The following is a 19,572-nucleotide window of genomic DNA, read 5'->3' as shown; positions in this document are numbered from 1 at the left end:
GATTTCGCCTCGCGCGCATGTGTGCGCGAGATGGCGTTGAAGATTGTGACGGCGGGATGGTGACTTGCGGAGCATCCCGCCATTGTAAGGCATTGACGGCATAGGGGCCTGGTCGCTATTGCCAGTCTTCCACTCGCAACCCAGTCACCCGCGAGAATTCACGGGTGTTGTTCGTCACCAAGGTGAAGTCATGCCGGAGGCAGACCGCTGCAATTTGCAGATCGTAGGGACCGATGAGGTTTCCTGAAAGTTCGAGCGAATGACGAAGTCTTGCGTATTCGCGCGCGTCATCGTCATCAAACGGGAACGAAATGAAGGGGGCTAAGGTGGCCTCCACTAACGAGACTCGTCGCAACCGGTTGCCATATTTCTCTGCCCCGTGGAGTAGCTCGCTGCGGACGATCGAGCAGGTGACAATATCGGCCGGACTCAATGATGCAAGTTTCACCGCGATTGGGCTCGCAGGTACCTTTAGATATTGAATCCACGCGTTGGTGTCTAACAGATATCGCATCACCAGCTATCGCGGATGGTTGGTGCCCCTTGCGGGGATCGCTCCAAAGGTTCATCCGAAAACGAACCCGCAGTCTGCTCAAAATAGCCTTCCGGCCAATCAGATAGAGACGAGGGCTCAATCTGCTCAACCTCTTTGATTGCACGGCGTACGAGGATGATTAGGCTTTTCGCCCGCAGTGGATCAAGCTCATTGAGTTTTGCATCGAGTTCTTCGGAGATCCGACTCATTTTTTACGTCTCTCAGGTCCGTGATCAGATGTCGGGGAACGGCACAATCCACGACCCGACATTGTACCCCATAAACCGTTATCCAGAAGGTCGGTTTTCTGATTTGGGGAGACGTTCGTGTGCACCTGGGTGGGTGCGGCTGTGGACTTCTCGCAGGGGTTTGGGTGAATCGGAAGGCGCCAGAAGGTCGACGGAACCCGGCCAGAAGTGACCCATCAGCTTGGCCGTTTGGCCCGGAAGCTCTTGCTCTTAGGCCGGAAGGTTTTGGTTGTAGGTGCACGTGTTTGGCAAGTTCACTTTGCCGCGTTTGTCGACCGTGGGGACCGTCGATGCGATATCGCTTGAGAAAGTGGCGTCTCGTGCGAGCCATTCGAGCAAGCGGCGGAGCTAGGTGATGCGTTCACGAACGATGCGGGTTCCAATCACCGAACCGTTGAGTAAATCAGTTTCGTTTTGAAGGTGTTCGAGGTAGTCGCTGGCGGTGATGTCGCTGAGCTGATCTGTCGAGTCGATCGATAGCGTTTGGCACCACGTGACGAAGTAATCGAGTTGCTTCTTGGTGGTGTTGACGACGCGTCGTTTGTGTCCGGAGCGTTGAAGGTGAGCGATGTAGCTTTGAACTTGCGTTTGTAACGTCGAAGCCATCGGGTTGACCTTGAGTTGGGAACGTTGCGATCGCGCGGTCGCGTGGGAAAAGATCCACGCCGTCGGAGTCGCGTGGGCTTGGCGATCCGGCCGGCTGCGCTGCGTGTCCCTCGGTTGTCACTGATGGCGGCGGCCTTGATCGGTGGCGATGGCGATCAAGCTCAATGAGCCCGAGAGCGTGGACCACCTCGATGACGCGACAGCTCCGCCTGGTTGTCAACAGAGCAATTCGCCAACCGCCGCGAAAGTAGAAAACCGCATCGGGATCAATCGTTAAAGTCAACGCACTTGGTGTTAACGATCGCACGTGGGCGTTTTTCGCCTCTCGCCTTCTCTCGGACTGCCACCGGAGGGTCACGGGTGACGGCGTCAGTCCGGCTCGGCGAAAGCCAAAAAACGTAGGGGGAAGAGTGAGCGGCCGGCTTGGATCGGCTGTTGTTGGTCAGCCTGGGCGGTTCCGCGCCGGGGGAGCCTGTCGGAGATTCGCAGCGGGCTTTGGCCGAACAGACAAGCTGTCGGTTGATGGTTCGCCGAGCGTCTCGTTCCCGGCTTACGTCGCTGTCGCTCGTCGCGGTCACTTGCGCCCTTCTTGATATCGAGCTCGGCATCCTGCCTCGCACTGTTCTCATCGGGCTCCGCCCTCGGCGTCGGTGGTGCTCGCTGCGCTCGGCGCTACCCTCATCCTTCGGTCGCTGTCACCACCTCCGTCGACCGTCGGCTCCGCTCGGTCGATCCCTCCCTCACTCCGGTCGCCGAACGATGGCCCGCTCGATTACTCCACGACCATCATCACTCCCACTCTCCTTGTCTCCCCCTCTCCGTGTCTCCCTTTCTTGCTTCCCGCTCCCTGCCATCGTTCTCCGACGGACATCCTGTCCCCGACGGGTTTCAGTCGACGGGCATCCTACCCGCCGTGCCTTCGGCGTTCTTTCGTGCCGGATGGTGCGAGGTCCGGCATCGTGCCGAAGACAGCAGGCGGTCATCGTAACCGCCAAGCGTAGTGAGGCAGGTGGGCCATCCATTGCGGCGGAAGTCGGCTCAGTCCTGTGATCACGTCAATCGTCCGCCGACAGAAAGAGAACGCCGCCTTGCGGTGGCGCTGTGCGAATTTTAATCGCATCGGTTACTCATCTAAGAAACCTGGCCCATTCGATTCGTTTGTGCTTTGACTTTCGGTACCCGAAACCCTTGATTCCTTCCTCAGGGGAAGGCGATAGCTTCCGGCTCGTCTCATCTGCCAGTCGGAATGCATATCACGCTGACGCAGCACCGAGTGTCGATAAAGCTCGTGAAGGTTCTTTGCTTCAGTTAACTTTTCCATGGGCCTCGATTGGGCAGACCTGTAAACAAAAACAACAGCACAGTCTTTGTTGAGAACTACCGAAGAGTAGGTAAAAAAGTCACCCGCATTTTCAGATTTGTAGATCTTCCCAGAGTAGCCTGCCATTCCACCTACTGGCAGCTTTTTGTCAAAAAGCCCTTCAAGCATGCGCGGTGGAATTGCGTTCGGACTTGTTGATTCTCCCGGTTCTGCCTCAATTTGTCGCTCTAAGATGACCGCTACTCCAAGAGCCAACACCAACAAGGCGACAAAACGGACCGCTGGATCTGCCCAATTAATAAAGCACTTCAACATCATCATCTCCAGGAACAAACGGTATCGGGTGAGGTGGCATTGGAGAGGGGCCTAAGGGTGGGCTGGGAACACGTGGTTGCGGGAAGGGTGGCGGGTTCGGAGCGGTGTGAGTCTGCGAAAGGTACGCAGTGACAACGATACTTCTCAGGGCGTCCTTAAAGTCAAGGCAAGACGCCTCACACCCGGCCTCGGTACTAATGATTGGAGAGAACTCGCCATTCCCCAATCCTGAAAGTGCATCGCCAATTTGGGAACTGCCTTCCGTTGCCCACCAGAAGCTCATGTTCATCACGTGCTGCTGTTCATGACCATAGATTCCCTCAAGCGTTAGCGGCGGCGCGGGGGGCGTTCGCGTCCGGTTGTACTCCAATATTTTCGCAACATCGATAAAGATCGTCATGGTAATGGAAAACGAAATACTGCTTACGTAAAACTTTCCATCACTACAGCACGGTGAGCAATTGCAGTCCATGTCGATATCTGGAACCGTTACCGCGAAACCTCCGTCCGCAGGTCCATTGCTCCACGGCATCCCTGAAACAAATGTTGGGCCGAACGTGCTAGTTATCTCCGTGCTACCACAGTCACTTGTCATGACTCCCTCGTATCCGGTGTAGTCAACGGCAATTGTGGGACGTCCATGACCATATTGAACCAGATTCATCCCGTCGTAGTACCCTATTTGGTCTCTGGAGCAGAATCGGCCGGCGATCGAGTCGTACATGCGGGCGCGGTAATGATACAGATCGAGAACGTCGTCGTACTCGCGTCCGGTGTACGCGTAGCGGTTGCCTTCGGCACTGCTCGTACGCGCAGTTCCGCTTGAATCGAAGATCGAGAGATTGCCATAGGCATCATACGCGTACTGTTCCTTGATCGTGCCTGTTGAATCGGTCAGCGCCGTAACACTGTACTGTTGGCCGCGGAGATAGCGAACCGTGAACTTGATAGATGGCCTGTCGTTTTCAGGGCGTGATTTGCCGGGCGAGCAAGTTGGTTGACGAAGCGTTTTGCAGCTACGGTTTGAATTTAAATCGGCGCACGGTTTCACGCCTCGCGCGCGGGTGCGCGCGAGACGTTGGCGAAGGTTTTGGCGGCGGGATGATCGATGACAGAGCATCCCGATATTGTAGTGGATCGATCGACTACTCGGTGGGTTTGTCGTCGGACTTGTTGGGATCTGATTGCGGTGGTCGGTCCTTGGATCCCGGATGGGTTTTGTCGTGGACTTCGCGGAGGCGTTTGATCGAGACGTGGGTGTAGATTTGCGTCGTGTTGAGCTGCTCGTGACCCAAGAGCGTTTGAATCGAACGCAGATCCGCGCCGCCTTCGAGCATCAGCGTGGCCGTCGTGTGACGAAGCATGTGACAACTGCCCGGCTTCGTGATGCCGGACGCGGTCAGGTAGCTTCTGACGAGCTGACTGAGCGTGACGGGGTGGAACGCGTTGCCGCGGGTCGTTAAGAAGATCACTTGCGTGTCTTCAGCGATCAGCGCAGGACGGCCGTCGTGAAGGTATTTCATCAGCCACTGGAGGGCACGCTTGCCGGTGGGGACCACGCGGTCCTTGCGGCCTTTGCCTTGGCGGATCATGGCAAGACCAGACTCGTGGTTGATGTCGTCAAGCTTCAGTGCGATCAACTCCGCGCGTCGCATGCCGGTGGCATATAACAGTTCCAAGATTGCGCGGTCGCGAAGACCGGTTGGTGTTGTGAGATCGACGGAACTGAGCAGCGCTTCGATTTCATCGATCGTCAGATGCGATGACGGTAAGCGTTGTTCTTCTTTAGGCAGTTCGAGATTTGTTGATGGGTCAGTTTCAATCCAGCCTTGTTCATTGAGCCAACCGAGCCAGTGCGCGACCGTTGAGAGATAACTTGCTTGAGTGCAGAACTTGAGTGGCTTGCCGGTACGCTCGTTGCGATAGTGATAAAGCCAACGTCGGTAAGCAGCGAGTAGATCGGATGTGATCTCAGTCACCGTGTCGATTCCGCGTTCGCTTGACCAGCTAATGAACTTGTTCAAGACATAGTCGCGGCGCGAGAGGGTGTTGGTCGACCAGTTGTTCATCTTGAGATAACTGAAGTAGCGAGACAGCAGGACGGTGGGAAGAGGAACTTGGGACATGGATTTGCATCCTTTGGTTGTGATCGGCGCGCACCGGTAGCCGGGCGTGCTCGATCGGGGTGAAAGCGGTCGGGTGAACGTCACTCGGCCGAAGAAGACGGCATCACCAACGCGGCGATGCAGCTATGACAAGGCTTTCAATAAGGGGGCCTTGCGAGGTTTTGGCATCAGGTTTGACGCCAGAGAGGCTAGGTCGTTGCGGTACAACGACTTGGGTGAATCGGAAGCGGGTTGAAGGTCGGTGGAAGCCGCCGGAAAGCAGGGCGGCAGGTTTTGGCTAGGGCCGGAAGCTTACTTGGTGGCCCGGAAGGTTTTGGTTGTAGTTGCAGGTTCGGTGAGCTTGCTGGGATCGATCAGTCCCATCATAAACGGTTGACCCTCGCGGCCTTCGCCGCAGTAGAGCAGCTCGTAGACGTATCGCTGACCGTTTTTGCCGCGATGAACGTGGACGTATTCGAGATCGACAAGACGGTTTAAGTGAATGCTCAATTGGCTGTTGCCGATCGCGGTTGCTTCACGGATGTCGCGACGCGTGAAGCGGACTGCGTCGCGGGGAACCGCGTTCGCTTTGGCCGTGTCGGTGACGTAGTCGTTGAGCAGGCCGAGTAGATTGCGAGTCTGTGGTGCGAGTTCATCAAGGCTGCGCCCGAGAACCAGACCCGCGATGCCGTTGGCAACGGCGATGTCATTTTGGGTGACTTCAATGTACTCGATCGATTGATCGTTGTGGTCAACGGTTTTGACTTCGCGGCCGTGTTGATGCAGCAGGGCGATTGTGTCGATCAGCGTGAGATACTTTTCGTGATCACGGCGAAGCCTGGTTTTGTAGTTGGCGAAGGTCAGCTGGGGCGCGTAGGGATTGACGATCGTGAGCGGACGGATCAGTCGTTGTGCGTTTTTATGCAGCTCGCGAATGTTGCGTTTGAGTTCGTTGGATTGACTGAGCACGGCTGCGCGCGCATCGCGTTGGATGTTTTGGATCGCGTCGGTCTGATTGCGCGATTCATCGACAGTCAAGATCAGGCACCGATTGATCAGTTCTTCGTCGATGTCGAGGGCTGTTGTCGTGAGGAAGATTTGCGTGGGGCCTTCGACGTGGTGCTCTTGGGTTTGACTGCGGCCATCTTCGCCGCGGCCGACCGTGGCGTGACGCAGTTCGCCTTCGCTTTGAAGCAGCTTCAGCGCGTAAGATGCTTGACGGATGCCTTCGTCTTCGGCGATGGCTAGGATCTTGTGTTTGATGCTGTCGCTGTCAAGGTAGAACAACGACTGACCGGTCATGCCGCTGAAGCGGTTGACGTCTTCGCTTGGCATCATCGAAAGCACCGCGTCCATCAGCGATGTCTTGCCGGCACTGGATGATGACTGGATCACAATGGCGAGTGGTTTGGCAAGCTTGCGGCTGGTCGCGGCCAGATAGCCGGCGAGCTTGTTGGTGGATTCGCCGACGATCCCGCAGGCATCCATGTCGGCAACGATGCGTTCGAGCAGGTTGGGCGAGCGAAGCAGACCCAACGCTTCGCGTTGTTCTTCATCGCTGAGCTCCACTTCGACGCGTGTCGGTTGTTTCAACGCCGCGATGCGATCGGACTGCAACGCTTCGAGTTTCAGCAGCAACGTGCCAATGTCTTTTTTGATGATGTCCGCATCGGTGTAGAGTTCCGTCGCGGTAGCCTTGATAAACGACGTTCGTGATCGGGCCTTGACAAGATCAAGCGTGTCCATGTGAACGAGGTCATCGCGCGAAGCCATCAGGTTGACCTTGAGTGTCAGCGTCGACTTGTTCTTTTCAAGACCGCGAATGCGATAGCGGCGATCATCGCGGATGAAGATGATTTGATTGTCTTCGATGATCAGTTCGTTCTCGTCTTGGGTTGTCGGCTTAGGCTTGGTGTCGGTGGCACTGTCTTCATTCGTGTCATTGGTGTGATTCGTGGACAGTGTCTTGACTTCTTCGCCAACAACGATCACGTCGGGACCGCTTGCATGCGCATCGATCTTGTAGCCACGCAAGCCGACGATGCTGCCTTCGTTGTCGGTGATCGAAACCGTGACACGGCCACGCATTGTTTCTCGTCCGTTGGCCTTGTAGAGGCCGGCGTTGACGAGCGCGTCGCGGACTTCACGACCACGCTTGATACGTCGCTGCGGGATCTGCTTGCCGAGTGTTCGATCGGCAAATCCGACTTGTTGTTCGGTCGCTTGTTCGTTGGTGAGATGAAGTTCGTCATTGACGTACGCCATGGCTCGCTCGCTTTCCTTCAAGCATGAAGCATAGAATTCGGCGACAGCCTTGAATGGGTTTTCGATGATCGCGTTGAGGAAGTCTTCGTTCATTGTGTCGGCTCCGTTGGGTGCGCGCAGACCGGTGGCCCGGCCCATGCTGGGTGCTTTGAATCTGGTAGAGATCGCGGGGAGAGGTGTCGGCGGTTTGCCGGTCGGGTCCGCGAAAGCTGCGCACCTGTCGGCTGTCGTTGGCGGTCGAGAGCCTTGACGGTGCGATGGTGAAACGTGGCTCAGGGGCTCACGGATCGGCCGGCCCTCCATGACGCGACAGCTTCCGCTCACTGTCAAGCGTGTCGATCGGCCAACCGCTGCGAAAGTAGAAAACCGCTTCGGGATCAATCGTTAAAGTCAACGCACTTGGTGTTAACGATCGCACTTTGGTTTTTTGACTCTCGCCTTCTCTCGGACTGCCACCGGACGGTCACGGGTGACGGCGTCAGTCCGAAATCGGCGAAAGCCAAAAAACGTATGGGAAGAGTGAGGCGTCGGCCTTTTGCGTGAAGTCGCGTGCGCCGGAGATTGATGCGCCCGTGACTGCCGGGGAGCCTGTCGGTGATTCGCTGAGGGCTTTGGCCGAACAGACAAGCTGTCGGTTGAAGGTTGACCGAGCGTCTCGTTCCCGGCTTACGTCGCTGTCGCTCGTCGCGGTCACTTTCGCCCTTCTTGATAAGGAGCTCGGCATCCTGCCTCGCACTGTTCTGATCGGGCTCCGCCCTCGGCGTCGGTGCTGCTCGCTCGCGCTCGGCGCTACCCTCATCCTTCGGTCGCTGTCACCACCTCCGTCAACCGTCGGCTCCGCTCGGTCGATCCCTCCCTCACTCCGGTCGGCGAAGGATGGCCCGCTCGATTACTCCACCACCATCATCACTCCCATTCTCCTTGTCTCCCCCTCTCCGTGTCTCCCTCTCTTGCTTCCCGCTTCCTACCATCGGTCTCCGACGGACATCCTGTCCCCGACGGGTTTCAGTCGACGGGCATCCTACCCGCCGTGCCTTCGGCGTTCTTTTGCGTGCGAGCTTTGTCCGACCGGTCAACCGGGGTAGCTTCGCGGCCAAGCGTTGCGGCGGAAGTTGGCTCGGTCGTGTGATCACGTCAATCGTCCGCCGCTGAATTGCGGGATTCAGCCCCCCGGCCCCTTTGATTGCGTTGTCCTTTTTGAACGCTAATCCGCTATGATCTCCGAAGACGGGCGGTGCTCATACAGTCCAACAATCTCGTCTCCACGCACATGGACGATATGAACGAAGTCGACTGAGTTCTCTCGCGATCGGTACAATTTCCACTTATCGGAATCCAGTACCTCGATTCCATTTCGTTCGAGCTCCTTTTTCAAAAGCGACAGCCACTCCTTATCAATTTGAGCATTTGGAGGACCAATCTGGTTTTCAAGATCACTATAGAATCCGCTCATTTTCGCAACGGCGATAAAGTCCTGGCGTCGCCCCGATCGATTGTACGCAGCAGCCGCACTCCAATCTCTGAAGATTACCGCCAAGACTGCAAAGCCGAGAACAACGAGAAGTAGACATCGAAGCGAGTATTTCAGAATCATGCCTTTTGTAATGGGTTTAGTATTCTGGTTCCAATAGGCACCGGAAAGCAAATCTGATGCAAAATCTACCGCTTTTTTTGCAGCGGATGGCAGTCGCCCTTGTCAGGGCAAGCTGGAGGTGAAAACTTTTTTGGCTTTGGTATCTCCGCGATAAAGCGAAAACCGTTGTGCAATTGTCTCAAGTGGACTATTCCCGTTCCGCCCACCCTGCGGTAGGCCCATCGGATATTTTGGTTTTCAACATCAATTGCTGCTTGTGCAGTTTCTATGTAATTGTTGAACTGATCTCTCGAAGCCTTGCTCAACTCTCCTATGTATTTGTCGAGCACGTCTTTGGCTTCGCTCTCACTACTTCGACATACCCAGCCACACTTTGTTGACAATCTCGTGATCGGTTCGAGATACTCGTTATACCCTTTCCTGAATGCCGCCACGCGTCGAAGTTCATGACGCTCTATGGCGTTATGCCCATGCCTTGTCATCCATTGCTGGTCAAATCCTGCAAGCTTCACGGATACGCGGAGATGGGGTGTGAGCGGATCTCCAACTTTTGCGCAATAGCAACAATTGCTTATTTTCTTGGTGTCGAGCATTTGCCATCTCCAACCAATGGTCCGGCCGTCCAGGCCAGTTAAGTTTGTCGCTCGCGTTTTTGCAAAAGTATCCGTTCCCTCCATCTCCCAGTATTCTGCAAGCGGCATTTCAATGTAGTCGACTGAGAAGGAAAGGCCTGAAGGATCAACCTCGGCAAGTCCAATATGACAGCTATAGAGGTTGAATCCGTCTGCGTATCCGATCGGATCTCTCGAACAGAATCTCCCGCTACTCGAATCGTACATGCGGGCGCGGTAATGATACAAAGTAAGCTCAGCATCCCACTCGCGACCCGTGTAGGTATACCGATTGCCTTCGGCCGTCGTCGTACGTGCAGTTCCGCTGCCATCAAAGATCGACAACCCACCATACGCATCATACGCGTACCTTTCCTTGATCGCCCCGCTCGAATCGGTCAGTGCGGTGATGCTGTACTGTTGGCCGCGGAGATAGCGAACCGTGAACTTGATAGATGGCCTGTCGTTTTCAGGGCGTGATTTGCCGGGCGAGCAAGTTGGTTGACGAAGCGTTTTGCAGCTACGGTTTGAATTTAAATCGGCGCACGGTTTCACGCCTCGCGCGCGGGTGCGCGCGAGACGTTGGCGAAGGTTTTGGCGGCGGGATGATCGATGACAGAGCATCCCGATATTGTAGTGGATCGATCGACTACTCGGTGGGTTTGTCGTCGGACTTGTTGGGATCTGATTGCGGTGGTCGGTCCTTGGATCCCGGATGGGTTTTGTCGTGGACTTCGCGGAGGCGTTTGATCGAGACGTGGGTGTAGATTTGCGTCGTGTTGAGCTGCTCGTGACCCAAGAGCGTTTGAATCGAACGCAGATCCGCGCCGCCTTCGAGCATCAGCGTGGCCGTCGTGTGACGAAGCATGTGACAACTGCCCGGCTTCGTGATGCCGGACGCGGTCAGGTAGCTTCTGACGAGCTGACTGAGCGTGACGGGGTGGAACGCGTTGCCGCGGGTCGTTAAGAAGATCACTTGCGTGTCTTCAGCGATCAGCGCAGGACGGCCGTCGTGAAGGTATTTCATCAGCCACTGGAGGGCACGCTTGCCGGTGGGGACCACGCGGTCCTTGCGGCCTTTGCCTTGGCGGATCATGGCAAGACCAGACTCGTGGTTGATGTCGTCAAGCTTCAGTGCGATCAACTCCGCGCGTCGCATGCCGGTGGCATATAACAGTTCCAAGATTGCGCGGTCGCGAAGACCGGTTGGTGTTGTGAGATCGACGGAACTGAGCAGCGCTTCGATTTCATCGATCGTCAGATGCGATGACGGTAAGCGTTGTTCTTCTTTAGGCAGTTCGAGATTTGTTGATGGGTCAGTTTCAATCCAGCCTTGTTCATTGAGCCAACCGAGCCAGTGCGCGACCGTTGAGAGATAACTTGCTTGAGTGCAGAACTTGAGTGGCTTGCCGGTACGCTCGTTGCGATAGTGATAAAGCCAACGTCGGTAAGCAGCGAGTAGATCGGATGTGATCTCAGTCACCGTGTCGATTCCGCGTTCGCTTGACCAGCTAATGAACTTGTTCAAGACATAGTCGCGGCGCGAGAGGGTGTTGGTCGACCAGTTGTTCATCTTGAGATAACTGAAGTAGCGAGACAGCAGGACGGTGGGAAGAGGAACTTGGGACATGGATTTGCATCCTTTGGTTGTGATCGGCGCGCACCGGTAGCCGGGCGTGCTCGATCGGGGTGAAAGCGGTCGGGTGAACGTCACTCGGCCGAAGAAGACGGCATCACCAACGCGGCGATGCAGCTATGACAAGGCTTTCAATAAGGGGGCCTTGCGAGGTTTTGGCATCAGGTTTGACGCCAGAGAGGCTAGGTCGTTGCGGTACAACGACTTGGGTGAATCGGAAGCGGGTTGAAGGTCGGTGGAAGCCGCCGGAAAGCAGGGCGGCAGGTTTTGGCTAGGGCCGGAAGCTTACTTGGTGGCCCGGAAGGTTTTGGTTGTAGTTGCAGGTTCGGTGAGCTTGCTGGGATCGATCAGTCCCATCATAAACGGTTGACCCTCGCGGCCTTCGCCGCAGTAGAGCAGCTCGTAGACGTATCGCTGACCGTTTTTGCCGCGATGAACGTGGACGTATTCGAGATCGACAAGACGGTTTAAGTGAATGCTCAATTGGCTGTTGCCGATCGCGGTTGCTTCACGGATGTCGCGACGCGTGAAGCGGACTGCGTCGCGGGGAACCGCGTTCGCTTTGGCCGTGTCGGTGACGTAGTCGTTGAGCAGGCCGAGTAGATTGCGAGTCTGTGGTGCGAGTTCATCAAGGCTGCGCCCGAGAACCAGACCCGCGATGCCGTTGGCAACGGCGATGTCATTTTGGGTGACTTCAATGTACTCGATCGATTGATCGTTGTGGTCAACGGTTTTGACTTCGCGGCCGTGTTGATGCAGCAGGGCGATTGTGTCGATCAGCGTGAGATACTTTTCGTGATCACGGCGAAGCCTGGTTTTGTAGTTGGCGAAGGTCAGCTGGGGCGCGTAGGGATTGACGATCGTGAGCGGACGGATCAGTCGTTGTGCGTTTTTATGCAGCTCGCGAATGTTGCGTTTGAGTTCGTTGGATTGACTGAGCACGGCTGCGCGCGCATCGCGTTGGATGTTTTGGATCGCGTCGGTCTGATTGCGCGATTCATCGACAGTCAAGATCAGGCACCGATTGATCAGTTCTTCGTCGATGTCGAGGGCTGTTGTCGTGAGGAAGATTTGCGTGGGGCCTTCGACGTGGTGCTCTTGGGTTTGACTGCGGCCATCTTCGCCGCGGCCGACCGTGGCGTGACGCAGTTCGCCTTCGCTTTGAAGCAGCTTCAGCGCGTAAGATGCTTGACGGATGCCTTCGTCTTCGGCGATGGCTAGGATCTTGTGTTTGATGCTGTCGCTGTCAAGGTAGAACAACGACTGACCGGTCATGCCGCTGAAGCGGTTGACGTCTTCGCTTGGCATCATCGAAAGCACCGCGTCCATCAGCGATGTCTTGCCGGCACTGGATGATGACTGGATCACAATGGCGAGTGGTTTGGCAAGCTTGCGGCTGGTCGCGGCCAGATAGCCGGCGAGCTTGTTGGTGGATTCGCCGACGATCCCGCAGGCATCCATGTCGGCAACGATGCGTTCGAGCAGGTTGGGCGAGCGAAGCAGACCCAACGCTTCGCGTTGTTCTTCATCGCTGAGCTCCACTTCGACGCGTGTCGGTTGTTTCAACGCCGCGATGCGATCGGACTGCAACGCTTCGAGTTTCAGCAGCAACGTGCCAATGTCTTTTTTGATGATGTCCGCATCGGTGTAGAGTTCCGTCGCGGTAGCCTTGATAAACGACGTTCGTGATCGGGCCTTGACAAGATCAAGCGTGTCCATGTGAACGAGGTCATCGCGCGAAGCCATCAGGTTGACCTTGAGTGTCAGCGTCGACTTGTTCTTTTCAAGACCGCGAATGCGATAGCGGCGATCATCGCGGATGAAGATGATTTGATTGTCTTCGATGATCAGTTCGTTCTCGTCTTGGGTTGTCGGCTTAGGCTTGGTGTCGGTGGCACTGTCTTCATTCGTGTCATTGGTGTGATTCGTGGACAGTGTCTTGACTTCTTCGCCAACAACGATCACGTCGGGACCGCTTGCATGCGCATCGATCTTGTAGCCACGCAAGCCGACGATGCTGCCTTCGTTGTCGGTGATCGAAACCGTGACACGGCCACGCATTATTTCTCGTCCGTTGGCCTTGTAGAGGCCGGCGTTGACGAGCGCGTCGCGGACTTCACGACCACGCTTGATACGTCGCTGCGGGATCTGCTTGCCGAGTGTTCGATCGGCAAATCCGACTTGTTGTTCGGTCGCTTGTTCGTTGGTGAGATGAAGTTCGTCATTGACGTACGCCATGGCTCGCTCGCTTTCCTTCAAGCATGAAGCATAGAATTCGGCGACAGCCTTGAATGGGTTTTCGATGATCGCGTTGAGGAAGTCTTCGTTCATTGTGTCGGCTCCGTTGGGTGCGCGCAGACCGGTGGCCCGGCCCATGCTGGGTGCTTTGAATCTGGTAGAGATCGCGGGGAGAGGTGTCGGCGGTTTGCCGGTCGGGTCCGCGAAAGCTGCGCACCTGTCGGCTGTCGTTGGCGGTCGAGAGCCTTGACGGTGCGATGGTGAAACGTGGCTCAGGGGCTCACGGATCGGCCGGCCCTCCATGACGCGACAGCTTCCGCTCACTGTCAAGCGTGTCGATCGGCCAACCGCTGCGAAAGTAGAAAACCGCTTCGGGATCAATCGTTAAAGTCAACGCACTTGGTGTTAACGATCGCACTTTGGTTTTTTGACTCTCGCCTTCTCTCGGACTGCCACCGGACGGTCACGGGTGACGGCGTCAGTCCGAAATCGGCGAAAGCCAAAAAACGTATGGGAAGAGTGAGGCGTCGGCCTTTTGCGTGAAGTCGCGTGCGCCGGAGATTGATGCGCCCGTGACTGCCGGGGAGCCTGTCGGTGATTCGCTGAGGGCTTTGGCCGAACAGACAAGCTGTCGGTTGAAGGTTGACCGAGCGTCTCGTTCCCGGCTTACGTCGCTGTCGCTCGTCGCGGTCACTTTCGCCCTTCTTGATATCGAGCTCGGCATCCTGCCTCGCACTGTTCTCATCGGGCTCCGCCCTCGGCGTCGGTGGTGCTCGCTGCGCTCGGCGCTACCCTCATCCTTCGGTCGCTGTCACCACCTCCGTCGACCGTCGGCTCCGCTCGGTCGATCCCTCCCTCACTCCGGTCGCCGAACGATGGCCCGCTCGATTACTCCACGACCATCATCACTCCCACTCTCCTTGTCTCCCCCTCTCCGTGTCTCCCTTTCTTGCTTCCCGCTCCCTGCCATCGTTCTCCGACGGACATCCTGTCCCCGACGGGTTTCAGTCGACGGGCATCCTACCCGCCGTGCCTTCGGCGTTCTTTCGTGCCGGATGGTGCGAGGTCCGGCATCGTGCCGAAGACAGCAGGCGGTCATCGTAACCGCCAAGCGTAGTGAGGCAGGTGGGCCATCCATTGCGGCGGAAGTCGGCTCAGTCCTGTGATCACGTCAATCGTCCGCCGACAGAAAGAGAACGCCGCCTTGCGGTGGCGCTGTGCGAATTTTAATCGCATCGGTTACTCATCTAAGAAACCTGGAATTGCCCACGAAAAGTTGACAGTGGACCGATCTTAACGGGAAGGTAAATAGCGAGCCCTGATGGATCAGGTTTCACCAACGAGTGACGTTCTGGTAATCGCTTGCTCAAAGTCGATTGGACTTCGGTAGTCCAGTGACGAGTGCAAGCGGCGAGGGTTGTAAAATTGTTCGATGTATTCTGACACGCCGCGTGTGGCGTGTTCATGGGTGCCGTAGACTTCTTGGACTTCCTCGGTCTTGTAGCTCTTGAAGAAAGATTCCATCGGTGCGTTGTCGTAGCAGTTCCCGCGGCGACTCATGCTCTGAACAAGTTCACGTTCGGCCAACCGGCGTCGAAACGCTGCGCTCGCATACTGAGAACCGCGATCGCTGTGGACGATCAACCCCGCACTTGGGGAACGAAACGCGATCGCTTGATCGAGCGATTCAATCACCAGCTCGGAATCGATCTTACGACTGGTTTTCCATCCGATGATCTTTCGTGAATGCAGGTCGACAAACGCGCACAGGTAGGTGAATCCTTCTTTTGTAGGGATGTAGGTGATGTCGGTAAGCCAGACTTGATTGATGTCTTCTGTCGAGAAATCTTGGTTGAGTCGATTGGGGGCGATCGGCTGATCGTGATTGGAATCGGTTGTCGATATTCGGAACTTAGTCCGCCGATTCGCCTGGATTCCGGCCTTCTGCATGTATTTGGCTACGGTGTTTCGGCAGCACTGGATGCCTTGCTTAATGACCTCACGATGCATCCGCGGACTTCCGTAGGAATCGAAGTGATTCTCCAACCGGATTTCGTGGATGGCCTGAGTGACCTGCATTTCTTTGACTTTGGTTTCGCTAGGATCACGGGCGACAAACCGGTAGTATGCCGCACGCGTCACTTCCAGGACTCGACAGAGGACCGCGATCGGCCATCGATCGCGATGTTCGCCGATAAACTGCAGCCTCAGTTGCTTTCTTTCGCAAAGAACGCCGTCGCTTTTTTTAAAATGTCTCGCTCCATTTTGAGCTGCCGGTTCTCTTCACGCAGTCGTTTGAGTTCAGCTTCAACCGACTGATTACCAGCGACCCCGTCTGCGAGAGTCCCATCTTCCTCGAAAGACTTCTTCCAATTGCGGATCAGGTTATCGCCAACGCCAAGGTCTCGGGCGACAACGGTATACGACAGTCCTTGTTCCATCACTTTCTTGACGGCGGCCAGTTTGAATTCTCGGCTGAATTTTCGACGCTTGTCCATGAATCGGTTCTCCTGTCAGAGAAGTCTGACATCTGCCAATCCACTGTCAACTTTTCGTGGGCAATTCCAACCTGGCCCATTCGATTCGTTTGTGCTTTGACTTTCGGTACCCGAAACCCTTGATTCCTTCCTCAGGGGAAGGCGATAGCTTCCGGCTCGTCTCATCTGCCAGTCGGAATGCATATCACGCTGACGCAGCACCGAGTGTCGATAAAGCTCGTGAAGGTTCTTTGCTTCAGTTAACTTTTCCATGGGCCTCGATTGGGCAGACCTGTAAACAAAAACAACAGCACAGTCTTTGTTGAGAACTACCGAAGAGTAGGTAAAAAAGTCACCCGCATTTTCAGATTTGTAGATCTTCCCAGAGTAGCCTGCCATTCCACCTACTGGCAGCTTTTTGTCAAAAAGCCCTTCAAGCATGCGCGGTGGAATTGCGTTCGGACTTGTTGATTCTCCCGGTTCTGCCTCAATTTGTCGCTCTAAGATGACCGCTACTCCAAGAGCCAACACCAACAAGGCGACAAAACGGACCGCTGGATCTGCCCAATTAATAAAGCACTTCAACATCATCATCTCCAGGAACAAACGGTATCGGGTGAGGTGGCATTGGAGAGGGGCCTAAGGCACGACGATCGCACCAAAATTAGGCTGCAAACAGGAGTTTCTCGAGGAATTCGCTGTTCCAGCCAGCGATTTTTCGCTTCCGCCTGAGGCTCTTCTTCCGAGTGTCTCGCTTGAGAAGCGTCGTCACAAACCGACGAGCAAAGCTCATGTTCGATGTCGCGTTCTTGGTTCGGAGCCGACTGGAGTCCTCATGAAACACGACATCGAGGACCCAGTGCATGCTCTCTATACTCCAATGGCTACGAGCACAATTTGAGAATTCATGCACCCGCGCCGGTCGGCTCGAAATGTAGTAGCGAACATCGCTTGATTGCCGGTCACCACGAGTCGTGCAAGTATTCGCTTGGCAGATACTTTTTGCTCCTTTCCACTGGTCGGTCAGTTCGCGAAGTGCTTTTGGAATTGGGCAGGTCGCATAGAAGCGTTCCTCTTCACGCGCGGCCTGCTTTCCTGTGGTCGTCATTGCCCGAACACCGTGGGCTGTGAGCCCATCGTTATGGGCCATCTCAAAGTGATCGGCGATGGCAGCACAGAGCTTGGGATGGTTGTCTTTGACAGCGAACAGATAGTCGCCACCTCCCTCGACGATCTTTTCAGCAATCGACTTTTGGCATCCCATGGCATCGAGCGTCACGATCGAATTGCGTAAGTCGATTAGATCGAGCAATTCGGGAATTGCCGTGATTTCGTTGGACTTTGAGTCGACCTCGGTTTGCCCAAGCGTGACACCATTTGCGGTCGCCCAGGCACTGACGATATGAATCGCATCAGATTTCTCCGCATCGGTATAGGATCCGCGCACCGTCTTGCCATCGATCGCAACGTGAACGGGACGATTGTCGTCCTTGCTGGCGTGATCCCAATTAATCTCGCAGAGATGAGCGTGCCATTGAAGCAGCGCCTTCTGAAACTCGGCTGGTTTGATCAGGGACAACACTCGCGTGATGGTATCGTGAGACGGAATGCCGGCATCAAAGTCGGCGAATTTGGATAGCCAATCCAGTTTCTCACCACCGAAGCTTTCGATCTCATCAGGTCCGTCCGCGCCTGCGATGACCGCCGAGACAACCAAAAACAGAATCGAGTTAAGTGGATGGATTGTCCGGCCTGCGACTCGCGGGTCGCCGACCTGATCAAAACACTCGTGAAACACATCGATTTGGGAAGCCATTGCCATCTCCATAACAGGGCAGTGAAAAACCAGTCTGGCTGAATTTATTGGCAGAGGGGTTCACTGAGGCAAGGCTTCGACGAATACTGAAACCAGATTTTGGTGCGATCGTCGTGGGGCCTAAGGGTGGGCTGGGAACACGTGGTTGCGGGAAGGGTGGCGGGTTCGGAGCGGTGTGAGTCTGCGAAAGGTACGCAGTGACAACGATACTTCTCAGGGCGTCCTTAAAGTCAAGGCAAGACGCCTCACACCCGGCCTCGGTACTAATGATTGGAGAGAACTCGCCATTCCCCAATCCTGAAAGTGCATCGCCAATTTGGGAACTGCCTTCCGTTGCCCACCAGAAGCTCATGTTCATCACGTGCTGCTGTTCATGACCATAGATTCCCTCAAGCGTTAGCGGCGGCGCGGGGGGCGTTCGCGTCCGGTTGTACTCCAATATTTTCGCAACATCGATAAAGATCGTCATGGTAATGGAAAACGAAATACTGCTTACGTAAAACTTTCCATCACTACAGCACGGTGAGCAATTGCAGTCCATGTCGATATCTGGAACCGTTACCGCGAAACCTCCGTCCGCAGGTCCATTGCTCCACGGCATCCCTGAAACAAATGTTGGGCCGAACGTGCTAGTTATCTCCGTGCTACCACAGTCACTTGTCATGACTCCCTCGTATCCGGTGTAGTCAACGGCAATTGTGGGACGTCCATGACCATATTGAACCAGATTCATCCCGTCGTAGTACCCTATTTGGTCTCTGGAGCAGAATCGGCCGGCGATCGAGTCGTACATGCGGGCGCGGTAATGATACAGATCGAGAACGTCGTCGTACTCGCGTCCGGTGTACGCGTAGCGGTTGCCTTCGGCACTGCTCGTACGCGCAGTTCCGCTTGAATCGAAGATCGAGAGATTGCCATAGGCATCATACGCGTACTGTTCCTTGATCGTGCCTGTTGAATCGGTCAGCGCCGTAACACTGTACTGTTGGCCGCGATGGTAGTATTGCAAGCCGCCGGTGGCGTCACGCACGACCGGTTCGTCGATGTGGCTCGCGTAGACGGTGGTGTATGTCGGGCTGGTCGCTGCCGTGCCGGAGGTGTCGTCTGTGATCGTTTGCTGGCCATTTTTGACATCGATGCTGACCGTCGTGCCGTCGTCGCGTTCCCAGCTAACCCAACGGTCTTCGTCGTCGCCACTCATCGTTCCGGTGATACTCTCACTGGTCTTGTTTTTGTTGTCGTCCCAGCCGTCGCGGAGATTGCCGATCGCTGTCCCAGTCTAATCGATGCCGGACGTTGGTGAGGCGATGTGTCGTGATTAGGAGGTGTCGCTGCTCGGGACGTCGATTGTATTACTGAGCGACTTTTGGGCTAGGCACCGCTCTGCGGTGCACACCGCAGAGCGGTGCCACAACAAAGCCCGGAGTCGCGAAGCGCACTCCGGGTGGGGGCTCTGTTTAACCCCATTGGACATCGATTGTATAAGTGACGGATTTGATCGTAGCGGCAGGCGTCAAGACTTTTGCAGCGTGGGCCCTCTCTGGCGTTTGCTTACTGCGCAAACGCCGTCTCTCCCAGGGGGAGAGAATCTAAATTGGTTGCCAAAAGGCGACAGGAACTTGGGGTGCGCGGGCGCGACCCCAAGCTTTGATGTGGCACGCCGCTGGCGTGCGGGCCGCAGGAGCGGTTGCCGCTCGCGAGTCGTTCCCACAACGCGATACGGCAAGTCATTCGTCAGTAATACAATCGACGTCCCCCGCAGCGAGTGGGGACGTCTGAAGGCTGGACACCAACGTTTGCTGGTG

Annotated in this window: 15 protein-coding genes; all 15 read right to left on the bottom strand. The window is 55.8% G+C overall.

Annotated elements, in window-relative coordinates:
• Positions 1 to 115: 115 nt before the first annotated feature.
• Positions 116 to 514, bottom strand: coding sequence for a type II toxin-antitoxin system VapC family toxin (locus TBK1r_RS24700; protein ID WP_145222977.1), 399 nt, complete (start codon positions 512 to 514; stop codon positions 116 to 118).
• Positions 514 to 744 (bottom strand): hypothetical protein, encoded by a 231-nt coding sequence (locus tag TBK1r_RS24695; protein ID WP_145216919.1) that lies wholly within the window; start codon positions 742 to 744, stop codon positions 514 to 516. The genes TBK1r_RS24700 and TBK1r_RS24695 overlap by 1 nt, the downstream gene beginning before the upstream one ends.
• A 387-nt stretch (positions 745 to 1,131) precedes the next feature.
• Complete coding sequence (locus tag TBK1r_RS24690) at positions 1,132 to 1,389, bottom strand: hypothetical protein (RefSeq protein WP_145216916.1); 258 nt, start codon at positions 1,387 to 1,389, stop codon at positions 1,132 to 1,134.
• Positions 1,390 to 2,512: 1,123 nt separating this feature from the next.
• A complete protein-coding gene (locus TBK1r_RS24685; RefSeq protein ID WP_145216914.1) occupies positions 2,513 to 3,031 on the bottom strand; it encodes a hypothetical protein in 519 nt (172 codons plus the stop codon).
• Complete coding sequence (locus TBK1r_RS24680) at positions 3,006 to 4,145, bottom strand: RHS repeat-associated core domain-containing protein (RefSeq protein ID WP_145216911.1); 1,140 nt, start codon at positions 4,143 to 4,145, stop codon at positions 3,006 to 3,008. Before TBK1r_RS24680 ends, TBK1r_RS24685 begins: the two co-directional genes overlap by 26 nt.
• 25 nt (positions 4,146 to 4,170) lie before the next feature.
• On the bottom strand, positions 4,171 to 5,151 hold the full coding sequence (gene xerC, locus TBK1r_RS24675) for a site-specific tyrosine recombinase XerC (protein WP_145211896.1): 981 nt from the start codon (positions 5,149 to 5,151) through the stop codon (positions 4,171 to 4,173).
• A gap of 291 nt (positions 5,152 to 5,442) precedes the next feature.
• The gene (locus TBK1r_RS24670) at positions 5,443 to 7,488 is read right to left on the bottom strand and encodes a hypothetical protein (RefSeq protein ID WP_419580357.1); all 2,046 of its coding nucleotides are present in this window, start codon (positions 7,486 to 7,488) and stop codon (positions 5,443 to 5,445) included.
• Positions 7,489 to 8,599: 1,111 nt separating this feature from the next.
• A complete protein-coding gene (locus TBK1r_RS24665; protein ID WP_145216908.1) occupies positions 8,600 to 8,989 on the bottom strand; it encodes a hypothetical protein in 390 nt (129 codons plus the stop codon).
• Between the two features lie 65 nt (positions 8,990 to 9,054).
• Complete coding sequence (locus TBK1r_RS24660; protein ID WP_145216905.1) at positions 9,055 to 10,224, bottom strand: RHS repeat domain-containing protein; 1,170 nt, start codon at positions 10,222 to 10,224, stop codon at positions 9,055 to 9,057.
• Positions 10,225 to 10,249: 25 nt separating this feature from the next.
• Entirely contained in the window at positions 10,250 to 11,230 is a 981-nt protein-coding gene (xerC, locus tag TBK1r_RS24655; protein ID WP_145211896.1) for a site-specific tyrosine recombinase XerC, read from the bottom strand.
• A 291-nt stretch (positions 11,231 to 11,521) separates the two neighbouring features.
• Entirely contained in the window at positions 11,522 to 13,567 is a 2,046-nt protein-coding gene (locus TBK1r_RS24650; protein ID WP_419580356.1) for a hypothetical protein, read from the bottom strand.
• 1,233 nt (positions 13,568 to 14,800) lie between these two features.
• A protein-coding gene (locus TBK1r_RS24645) for an IS3 family transposase (protein WP_145207848.1) occupies positions 14,801 to 15,972 on the bottom strand; the annotation gives its coding sequence in 2 pieces (ribosomal slippage) (positions 14,801 to 15,723 and positions 15,723 to 15,972; 1,173 coding nt in all).
• Positions 15,973 to 15,987: 15 nt separating this feature from the next.
• On the bottom strand, positions 15,988 to 16,545 hold the full coding sequence (locus tag TBK1r_RS39075; RefSeq protein ID WP_419580355.1) for a hypothetical protein: 558 nt from the start codon (positions 16,543 to 16,545) through the stop codon (positions 15,988 to 15,990).
• 70 nt (positions 16,546 to 16,615) lie between these two features.
• Positions 16,616 to 17,779: an ISAs1 family transposase gene (locus tag TBK1r_RS24635; protein ID WP_145207505.1), complete on the bottom strand. Its 1,164-nt coding sequence runs from the start codon at positions 17,777 to 17,779 to the stop codon at positions 16,616 to 16,618.
• The gene (locus tag TBK1r_RS24630) at positions 17,730 to 18,968 is read right to left on the bottom strand and encodes an RHS repeat-associated core domain-containing protein (RefSeq protein WP_145216899.1); all 1,239 of its coding nucleotides are present in this window, start codon (positions 18,966 to 18,968) and stop codon (positions 17,730 to 17,732) included. The genes TBK1r_RS24635 and TBK1r_RS24630 overlap by 50 nt, the downstream gene beginning before the upstream one ends.
• Positions 18,969 to 19,572 lie beyond the last annotated feature (604 nt).

The organism is Stieleria magnilauensis, from assembly GCA_007753675.1.
Classification (GTDB): domain Bacteria; phylum Planctomycetota; class Planctomycetia; order Pirellulales; family Pirellulaceae; genus Stieleria; species Stieleria magnilauensis.
This window is presented reverse-complemented; position numbering and strand designations above follow the sequence as displayed.

Bases quoted from the DNA above. Each gene is read 5' to 3' on its own strand.
- TBK1r_RS24700 (WP_145222977.1), bottom strand. From the start codon at position 514: ATGCGATATCTGTTAGACACCAACGCGTGGATTCAATATCTAAAGGTA.
- TBK1r_RS24695 (WP_145216919.1), bottom strand. From the start codon at position 744: ATGAGTCGGATCTCCGAAGAACTCGATGCAAAACTCAATGAGCTTGAT.
- TBK1r_RS24690 (WP_145216916.1), bottom strand. From the start codon at position 1,389: ATGGCTTCGACGTTACAAACGCAAGTTCAAAGCTACATCGCTCACCTT.
- TBK1r_RS24685 (WP_145216914.1), bottom strand. From the start codon at position 3,031: ATGATGATGTTGAAGTGCTTTATTAATTGGGCAGATCCAGCGGTCCGT.
- TBK1r_RS24680 (WP_145216911.1), bottom strand. From the start codon at position 4,145: ATGCTCTGTCATCGATCATCCCGCCGCCAAAACCTTCGCCAACGTCTC.
- xerC (WP_145211896.1), bottom strand. From the start codon at position 5,151: ATGTCCCAAGTTCCTCTTCCCACCGTCCTGCTGTCTCGCTACTTCAGT.
- TBK1r_RS24670 (WP_419580357.1), bottom strand. From the start codon at position 7,488: ATGAACGAAGACTTCCTCAACGCGATCATCGAAAACCCATTCAAGGCT.
- TBK1r_RS24665 (WP_145216908.1), bottom strand. From the start codon at position 8,989: ATGATTCTGAAATACTCGCTTCGATGTCTACTTCTCGTTGTTCTCGGC.
- TBK1r_RS24660 (WP_145216905.1), bottom strand. From the start codon at position 10,224: ATGCTCTGTCATCGATCATCCCGCCGCCAAAACCTTCGCCAACGTCTC.
- xerC (WP_145211896.1), bottom strand. From the start codon at position 11,230: ATGTCCCAAGTTCCTCTTCCCACCGTCCTGCTGTCTCGCTACTTCAGT.
- TBK1r_RS24650 (WP_419580356.1), bottom strand. From the start codon at position 13,567: ATGAACGAAGACTTCCTCAACGCGATCATCGAAAACCCATTCAAGGCT.
- TBK1r_RS39075 (WP_419580355.1), bottom strand. From the start codon at position 16,545: ATGATGATGTTGAAGTGCTTTATTAATTGGGCAGATCCAGCGGTCCGT.
- TBK1r_RS24635 (WP_145207505.1), bottom strand. From the start codon at position 17,779: ATGGAGATGGCAATGGCTTCCCAAATCGATGTGTTTCACGAGTGTTTT.
- TBK1r_RS24630 (WP_145216899.1), bottom strand. From the start codon at position 18,968: ATGAGTGGCGACGACGAAGACCGTTGGGTTAGCTGGGAACGCGACGAC.